The sequence below is a fragment of the Clostridium guangxiense genome, from assembly GCF_021043395.1.
Taxonomy (GTDB): Bacteria; Bacillota; Clostridia; order Clostridiales; family Clostridiaceae; genus Clostridium_S; species Clostridium_S guangxiense.
The window spans coordinates 145154-153575 of the sequence record NZ_JAJNKE010000005.1 but is presented as its reverse complement, the minus strand read 5'-3'; the positions used below and the strand labels follow the sequence as shown (position 1 = coordinate 153575).

8 protein-coding genes and 1 tRNA gene are annotated in these 8422 nt (G+C 27.5%); all 9 read left to right on the top strand.

The window, feature by feature from the left end:
* The first annotated feature begins 157 nt into the window (after positions 1-157).
* The 9 genes from LQK79_RS06090 to LQK79_RS06050 all read left to right on the top strand — a co-directional run bounded on the left by LQK79_RS06090 (position 158) and on the right by LQK79_RS06050 (position 8388).
* Positions 158-240, top strand: a tRNA-Leu gene (locus LQK79_RS06090).
* Positions 241-392: 152 nt separating this feature from the next.
* Positions 393-1382: a tyrosine-type recombinase/integrase gene (locus LQK79_RS06085; protein ID WP_231015925.1), complete on the top strand. Its 990-nt coding sequence runs from the start codon at positions 393-395 to the stop codon at positions 1380-1382.
* Complete coding sequence (locus LQK79_RS06080; RefSeq protein WP_231015924.1) at positions 1382-1570, top strand: hypothetical protein; 189 nt, start codon at positions 1382-1384, stop codon at positions 1568-1570. The genes LQK79_RS06085 and LQK79_RS06080 overlap by 1 nt, the downstream gene beginning before the upstream one ends.
* A gap of 645 nt (positions 1571-2215) precedes the next feature.
* Positions 2216-2992 (top strand): ankyrin repeat domain-containing protein, encoded by a 777-nt coding sequence (locus tag LQK79_RS06075; protein ID WP_231015923.1) that lies wholly within the window; start codon positions 2216-2218, stop codon positions 2990-2992.
* Between the two features lie 179 nt (positions 2993-3171).
* Positions 3172-3828 (top strand): hypothetical protein, encoded by a 657-nt coding sequence (locus LQK79_RS06070; RefSeq protein ID WP_231015922.1) that lies wholly within the window; start codon positions 3172-3174, stop codon positions 3826-3828.
* Positions 3829-6434: 2606 nt separating this feature from the next.
* Complete coding sequence (locus tag LQK79_RS06065) at positions 6435-6620, top strand: hypothetical protein (protein WP_231015921.1); 186 nt, start codon at positions 6435-6437, stop codon at positions 6618-6620.
* 77 nt (positions 6621-6697) lie between these two features.
* The gene (locus LQK79_RS06060; protein ID WP_231015920.1) at positions 6698-7261 is read left to right on the top strand and encodes a capsid assembly scaffolding protein Gp46 family protein; all 564 of its coding nucleotides are present in this window, start codon (positions 6698-6700) and stop codon (positions 7259-7261) included.
* 12 nt (positions 7262-7273) lie between these two features.
* Positions 7274-7438: a hypothetical protein gene (locus LQK79_RS06055; protein WP_231015919.1), complete on the top strand. Its 165-nt coding sequence runs from the start codon at positions 7274-7276 to the stop codon at positions 7436-7438.
* A 104-nt stretch (positions 7439-7542) separates the two neighbouring features.
* Positions 7543-8388 carry a phage major capsid protein gene (locus LQK79_RS06050; RefSeq protein ID WP_231015918.1) on the top strand — a complete coding sequence of 282 codons (846 nt, stop codon included), beginning with the start codon at positions 7543-7545 and terminating at the stop codon, positions 8386-8388.
* The last annotated feature ends 34 nt before the right edge of the window (positions 8389-8422 follow it).

The following is an 8422-nucleotide window of genomic DNA, read 5'->3' as shown; positions in this document are numbered from 1 at the left end:
TTTATTATACTATAAATTTTGTTTTTGAGGACATAATCAAATGTGGTACACTAAGACATTATCACTTTTCAATCATAGAAGCTTCAAAAAGTATTATAAAAGATCCTTGACAAAAGTAAAAAAAGTAGTATAATATTTTTTGTCAGTAATTTTGTATGCGAGGGTGGCGGAATTGGCAGACGCGCACGTTTGAGGGGCGTGTGGGCAACCGTACGGGTTCAAGTCCCGTCCTTCGCACCAATTTAATATCGTTAAACCGTTGAAAATAATAGGTTTTCAAGGTTTGATAATAATAACACGTTTGATTAATTAAAGTTAATTAGACGTGTTATTATTTTTTGTGTTAGACGTATGTTGCTATTTTCACAATATTTTTAAGAGGAGATAGTAGCATGAAAAAGAAGATTATTTTAAAGAATATCTCAAATCAATCTGAATCAATATACCCACAAATTACTATTGCAGAAGTTCAAAAAGAATTTGAAAATGACTTAAAAGAAAGAGGTTTAAGACCAGCAACATTCTCTTTTTACAATAATGTATTAGAAGCACTTTATCATTTTGTAAGTTATAAAGAACCAATATGCAATATTACTAAGATTACAATAAGCAATTATATTAAATATTGCAGAGATATAAGAAACAATTCGCAAAATACCATTTCTACAAATATAAGAGGATTACGTACATTCCTTTATTTTGCCATGAAAAATAATTATATGCCAGAATTTAATATTACAGTTCCAACTCCAGATTTAACTCCTAAAAAGACATATGAAATAGAAGAAATACAAAAATTATTAGTTAAACCTAATATACATCAATGTAACTTTTCAGATTATGTTGCATATGTAGCAATCAACGTATTTGTATTTACAGGATGCAGATTAAGTACAGCAATAAATATGAAAGTAGCGGATATTGATTTTGAAAATAATCTTGTAATGTATAAGCATACCAAAAATAAAAAAACTCATTGTGTGCCTTTGGCTGAAGAATTAAAGAAAGTATTAAAAAAATATCTTAGTGTATTAAGTGAGCAAAACATAAAAAATGAATATTTGCTTATAAGTTGCTATGGGGAACAATTAACATCAAATAAACTTTATACTTATATATCTAATTACAATAAAAAGCGAGGGGTTAAAATGACCTCTATTCATGCCTTTAGAAGGTTCTATATTAAAAGCTTAGTAATACAAGGTGTTCCAATACCTAAAATACAATTTTTAGTTCAGCATAAAAGTCCAGAATTAATCTCATTATATTCAAAAATATATTCAAAAGACTTAATTGAAGATGTAGAAGAATTTCAAAAGAATATATTGCCTTCTGATTCTGATAAAAAGCATATATCACTTAAAAAGGGGGGCAAAAGATAATGACAATATATGAAAAGTTATTTAATTATTATAAAAAACTACAATCCCAAGAAATGCAATCAGAAATTCAAGGATATAAGCCAATGAAAATAAAAAATACAAAAGTTGCAATAAAAGTAACTTTTAAGGATGGCGATTGGATTCGAGTTTATGAGAACATAGATGGTGGCTCCGTCGAATGGTACTAAAAAACAAAATGAACTGATGTTTTCGCAGAACACCAGTCCATAATTGAATACAGATTTATTAAACCTCTGCTTCAACAAATTTGATAATTCTATTTTACTTCAAAAAAATAGAAAATTCAAGAGGTCTAGTTTCTTATTGCCTTTTTTAGACGATAGGTAAGTTGTCCAAGCACTAGAGCAACGTTAAAATTTCTAGTAGGTTACATAAAGCCGATGCTATAAAATTTATGGGGACATATTATTTTACTGTTATTTTTTATAATAAATGTTCCTTAATCGGGTTCAGATGACCGTTTATGCTAAATTATCTGGGGTGGTACATTCGGATTAAATTCGGCATTAATGTAGCTTATAAGGCACTCTATGGGCGAATAGTAGAGTAAAAACATTAATACAATAACAGTACATAACGAGAGGGAAACTTCAACACATACCAAACATTATGTTAGTTTGCTCGTGATTTTTAGGGCAAACTGCGTTCTCACTTCAAGGTTGCTTAACATTCCCAAACATTATTCTTGTTAAATCAAAAATCAAGTGTAATTTATATGTATATTTTTATTTTAATTTTTAAATTTTAGATGTATAATTTATTCATATAAAATTAACAAATTATATACATATATTTTGGATTGGGGCGATAATATGCTGAAAAAAATATTAAAAGTAACATTGGTATTAATTGGTATAGTAATATTAGTTTTTGGATGTATTTATTTTAATCAAGTTAATAAAGCAAAAGTAAAAATAGATGCTATGATTTCTGATGCTGATAAAATGGCAAATGAAAATGATTATTATGGAGCAATTGATAAATTGAAAGAAATTCCACAGAAGTTTAATATAAATTATGTAGGATTAGGATCAATAAAAGATGATGTTAATGATAAAATTAAGGATTATACTGAAAAGGAAAGTAATGATACAAGCGGTGAAAATCTTGAAAGAGCAATAGACCATGGCAAAAAAAGTATAGTAAAAAATTTAGTAGAAAAAGGAGTGGATATTAATAGCAAAGTTGACGGAGATTCAGTTTTTAATTACGCTGTGAAAAACAATTGTGGAATTGATGTTATAAAATTAATGATAGAAAAAGGTGCAATTGTTGGATATGATATAGTAGATGAATCAAAAGACAATACTGTTAATAAAGTTTTAAGGGATACATATGATAAACAAGAGGAAGCCAAAAGACAAGCTAAAGAAAAGGCAGATAAAGCTGAAGAAGAAAGGCTAGATTCATTTAAAGATAAATATCCTGAAATTGGAATGACATATGCGGAAGTTGAACATAGTATGATTGGAAAACCAAATCATATTAATACGACAACAACTGCAAATGGAAAAGAAGAACAATGGGTATATGGTTATAGTACATACATATACTTTAAAAATGGTATTGTTACTGCAATACAAAATTAAATATAAAAAAATTATTAAAGGACACTTGGTTGGTGTCCTTATTATTTATGTTTCAGAAAGAACCAAAATGCAGTTAAAATTAAAGCTATCATTTAATAATATAATAAAAATGTATTTTTTTACCAATTATATGCTATAATAAAATCATAATAGTTATTACTTATGGGGGGATAATGGTTATGATTGAAAAATATCTAATTTCTACATGTTTGTTTATAATTGATGAATTTAATACCAGATTACAAGAAAAAACAATAGAAGAGAAAAGATATATGGCTAATGAAGAATTTAGTGAAGCAGATTTAGTAGTAAGATTAGGATATCCATTTAAAAATATGGCGAATTTTAACATGCAAGGAAAAGGACACGATATTGTTGTTAAGCAAAAGGGCTTTAAAATAGAAGTGAAATACTTAAGGAATTTTAATAGTTATAGTCAAAGCAGTAAAGCAAGAAATAAAACTTATAAATCTAATAAAACTATTTGGTATGATTCCTTTCAAAAAGATTTTGATTGGTTATGCACAGAAATAAAAAATGGAGAAAAAGGTAATGTAGCATTTGTAATTGGATGGTTTAATGTAGTGGATTCATTCTCAAAAATATTGCAATTAGGTCAAGGAAAAGGTTGCTGTCCTAAAGTAAACGTAACAAGATGTAATTTATTTCCTTTTATTAAGTATAATACAAAAACAATGTTAACAAAAGATATAGAATATAGATATTATAGAAATCTGAAAGAATATACTGTAGATATAGCAGATATAGATGATGATATTAATTGTATGTTTATAGGTAATAAAAATGATGTATTTCATTTTGCTATATATTATTGAAATAAAGAGATTTAAAGAGTTTTATATCTGAATATTTAAATTACAAAAAAGGCTATTGTATTAAATGTGGTAAAAAAATAGAGCAAACTAATAATAAAAAGAAATATTGTAATGAATGCGGAAAAGAAATTGACAAAGAAAAAGCAAGAGAAAGAATGAAAAAAATACGAAAATTTAGGAAAATAGAAAAACTGTAAAGCTAGGTATATCAACGGTTTCGGGAGTTTTTCTTGAAAATTTGCATATTTCCTAATATGAGGAGTAAATAAGTAAATAAAATAAGCTTTTTATTAGAGGTGGAAATTCCCCTTGAGTAAAATTTTTGAGATATAACAAAACGGGATTTCCACAGATGTGTGTCTAGTGTCTCACGTGTGGGCAACGGTATCATATACTTGCTTTTTAATCAATATATTTTTATTAGATATACAATTATTCACAAAACACATTATAGTTCAATTAAAACGAAAGTATAGCAAAAAACTACCTATAAATCGCATGGTTGAGCCATTTACAAGAACGTTTCCACACCATGTGCCAACCATTGTATATCAAGGCTTTAGGAGATATTAGATTTATTTGCTTAAGTAATAATATTTTGCAATCCACTTTTAAGGGGGAGCGACTTCATGGCAGGGGGATGTAATTAACGTTCCCTTCAAAGTGAATGCAAAGTTGAGCGTCGTCACCGAATACGATGCTTGAATATATTCGTGGTCGGTGAGATACCTTTTTTTCGTATCGGATATTTGACATTTATCGTCGTTAATTGAATTTAGAGATACCATTCAAAGTTAGTAATATCAATGCCTTATCAAATTTATCTTCTTAGGAACTATGGATAGAAAAAATAAGAGAAAAATACAATTCTCGACTAATGTAAAAATCGCTATAACCTAGATATACCAATGGCTAAGAGAGTATTTTGATAAAAAAATTCTATTCTGTAATATGTATAGAGAATAAGTAAATAAAAATTACAATTTAGGAAAATAGAAAACCTTATATAAGTTAGATATATCAACGTGTAAGAAGGCATTTTTATAAAAAATTTCCGTTTTGTAATATGTATAGAGAATAGAAATAAAAAGTAAAAAAGTTTGAAATGTAAAAACCTTTATAAGCTAGTAATACCAATGGATTCAAAAAATAGCCAAGTGACGTTATATGATAGTGTAAAAAGTGAACTTTTTTGAAAAAATTATAGCCTTAAAATGCAATAAAAACAAGGAAAATATGAAATGTGCTAATTGACATATAAGGGGAGACAAAAAAATTGAAAAATTGGATTAGTTAAGGACAACGTTCCATAAGCAAACTAATCTTCACAAAAGGATTCAGTTATGGACTGATTAGCCCAAAAGGTAATTTTATAAAATGTCACGAAATAGAAAATCTTCAAACTATCGTATACCAACGGATTTGAGAGTTTTTCTTAAAAATTTGTATATTTCCTAATATGAGTGATAGAGAGAAAATGTTATAAAATAGAAAAACTCTACAGACTATATATATCAAGGTTTACAGAATACATTATTACTTTAACACACTAAAGAATAACTGGTATATAAAGCTTTGCAGGTTTTTACTCATAAGTCTTTAAGGGAAAGAAATAATAAAATTAAAAAGCGAGAAAATAGAAAAACACTGTAGACTACATATATCAAGGGTTTGTGAAATTGTGCGATTTTCCGTTATATAGAAAAGAGCAAGAAAATCGTAAATGTTGCAAATAGAAAAATCGTTAAAACCATTGATATATCTATGTTTCAAAGGTGTAGTTAAAATTTTCTTTAAGGGAATGGAAAAGAAATTTTGATAAAAGTAGAAAAATAGAATAATCTCTGTAACTTAGATATACCAATGGTTAAGAGGATATTCTAATAAAAAATTCTTATTCTGTAATATGTATAGAGAATAAGTAAATAAAATAATCAACGTGAACTTTTTTGAAAATTCTAACACCCTAAAATATAAGTAAAATAAGGACAAAATGCAAAAAAGAAAAACAATTAGAATGGCAAAGAAAAAGTATGAAAAATCTAAGAAATATTAATATGTGAAGTTTTAGAAAAATCGCTATAATCGTTGATATATCTATATTTGAAGGGTATGATTAAAATTCTCTTTAAGGGAAGGAAGAATATAACCAATAAATAAAATATGTTACTTTTTATCATAGTAGCTATAAGCTATATGTATCAACGGTTTACGGATTTATGCGGATTTCCGTTATATGAAGTAAATAAGTAAATATTAATAAACGATTTGAGGCACTATAATTAAAAATGGTGTTTGAAATGGGTTATTAATACCCAGAAAGTTGTAATGTTATTCATTTCAAGGTAAGTTTTCGCCATTTTGTAGCAGGTTCAAACCCTGTCGCCTCCAAGCAAATGTATAAATGGCTGTGCTATGGGAATTAATACATAGCAATTATTTTTGCAGGTTGGAAAACTGTTTTTAGTTTCTTTATATATATTTCATAGTCCTTATATTTTTATAGGGACTTTTTGTTATGTTTACAATTAAAAATTTATATATATTTTTTTATATGCAACATTTGTTGGTGTAAATTTATAGAAATTAATAGAGGAGAAAGGAAAATGAATGATGATGAAATAAGAGAACAAGTAATTAATTATGTTGAAAGCAGAGGTATTAAATATACATATATAGCAACAAAAATTTGTGTACATAAGAGTACACTGAGCCATTTCATGAAAAATGATAGAAAAGTAGCAGACAAAGTTAGTAAGAACTTACAAGAGTTTTTACTTAATAATAAATAAAATTTTTATAAGGGTCTTTTATTGTAACTATTTATATAGGGACAATATAGGAAACTTGAAAGGAGAAATGAATTAATATGGCAGATGAAACAAAAACAACTGAAACACAAGAAACTAAACAAGAGGATACAAAGGTAAATGAGGTAAAAACTTATACAGAAGAGGAAGTAACACAATTACTTAATGCAAAAGTGCAAAGTGAAACTGACAAAGTAAGAACAGAATACAGTAAAAAATTAAAGACAGCAGAGGATGAACTAAATAAGTACAAGCCAAAAGAGAAAAGTGATGGTGAAATTGAACTTGAAAACAGGTTGAAAGTGCTTGAGGATAAAGAAAAAGAAGTATCTAAGAAAGAAAAATTATTGAATATTGAAAATGAACTTAAAGAGCAGGGTTTGCCTTCTGGACTGGGAAAATATCTTACAGGAGCAGAGGATGTAAAAACTGAAATAAGCAGTTTAAAGGAGATATTTAATAATACAATAAAAAACAATGCAATAGATAATTCGTATAAACCAACACAGCATAATTCACAGAAGGATTCTATTACAAAGGAACAATTCTTAAAAATGAGTTATACGGATAGAGTTAATTTATTTAAAAGTAATAAAGATTTATATAACAGATTAAGTAAATAGGAGGAGAAGATTATGAATGATTTGTCTAATCAAAACTATCCTAAGTGTACGCTATGTATATCAAGAGATCAATTTCTTGATAACCCTGAGATAGTAATAGAATCAATAAAAGAACAATTAAAAAAAGATAATAATATCAGAAGAATGAATTTTCTAATTTATATGTCTGATAATTAAAACTTAATAAAAATGTGTGTAATTAACAACTGGTCTGCAATTGTATAGGTCAGTTGTTTTTTTATATAAAAAAATAATTAAAAAACGAAAGGATGATGTTTATTATGGCATTTACAGGAAGTATGAGAGCAGATATGTTAATCCCCGAGGTGTATACACCATTTATAGAACAGGCAATTTTAACTAATAGTGTTATGCTAGGTTTTGCTGATGTTAATAATGATTTAGAAGGACAAGCAGGTGATAGTTTAACTATACCAAAATGGAGTTTAGGAAGTTCAGCAGTTATTTTAAATGAAGGAGATTCAATTCCTTATGATAAATTAACACATACAACTCAAAAAATTGAACTACAACAGTTTGCGAAAGGTTATCAGATAACAGATAGAGCATTACTTGCAAGTTATGGTGACCCAGTAGGTGAAATGTCTAAACAAATAGGACAATTAATTGCAGAAAAATTAGATGATACAGTCGTAAGTGTAGCAGGTACTACACCACTTGTTTCAAATTGTGCAAGTGCAACAACTATAACAGCAGCAGAAGTAGATACTGCATTAAATCTATACGGAGACAAGCAAAATATAACTGATTTTGAAGGCATAGTTATTAGTCCAAAATTGAAATCTGCATTTATTAATATGCCTGAATTTGTAAATAGTACAAATACTACAGTTACAAAAGATAATGGAATTATAAAGCAGAATATAATTGGAGATTTTAGAGGAATCAATGTCGTTTTATCTTCTAAAGGTACATGGGATGCAACAAATAGTCAATGTGTCACTTATATAATTAAGAAAGGTTCTTTATTAGTTCCATATAAGAGACAACTTAACACAGAGCAAGCAAGGGACATTGATACAAAATCAACTAAAATCAATGCAGATTTAATTGCAGGTGTTGGCTTAGTTAATGATGCAGGTATAGTTATGATAAAAAATAAATAGTTTTTATGGAGTAGGTAGGTAAAACTATCTATTC

What these genes read in the sequence shown, in the direction of transcription:
- LQK79_RS06065 (WP_231015921.1), top strand. Translation starts at nt 6,435, where the DNA reads ATGAATGATGATGAAATAAGAGAACAAGTAATTAATTATGTTGAAAGC.
- LQK79_RS06080 (WP_231015924.1), top strand. Translation starts at nt 1,382, where the DNA reads ATGACAATATATGAAAAGTTATTTAATTATTATAAAAAACTACAATCC.
- LQK79_RS06055 (WP_231015919.1), top strand. Translation starts at nt 7,274, where the DNA reads ATGAATGATTTGTCTAATCAAAACTATCCTAAGTGTACGCTATGTATA.
- LQK79_RS06050 (WP_231015918.1), top strand. Translation starts at nt 7,543, where the DNA reads ATGGCATTTACAGGAAGTATGAGAGCAGATATGTTAATCCCCGAGGTG.
- LQK79_RS06070 (WP_231015922.1), top strand. Translation starts at nt 3,172, where the DNA reads ATGATTGAAAAATATCTAATTTCTACATGTTTGTTTATAATTGATGAA.
- LQK79_RS06060 (WP_231015920.1), top strand. Translation starts at nt 6,698, where the DNA reads ATGGCAGATGAAACAAAAACAACTGAAACACAAGAAACTAAACAAGAG.
- LQK79_RS06075 (WP_231015923.1), top strand. Translation starts at nt 2,216, where the DNA reads ATGCTGAAAAAAATATTAAAAGTAACATTGGTATTAATTGGTATAGTA.
- LQK79_RS06085 (WP_231015925.1), top strand. Translation starts at nt 393, where the DNA reads ATGAAAAAGAAGATTATTTTAAAGAATATCTCAAATCAATCTGAATCA.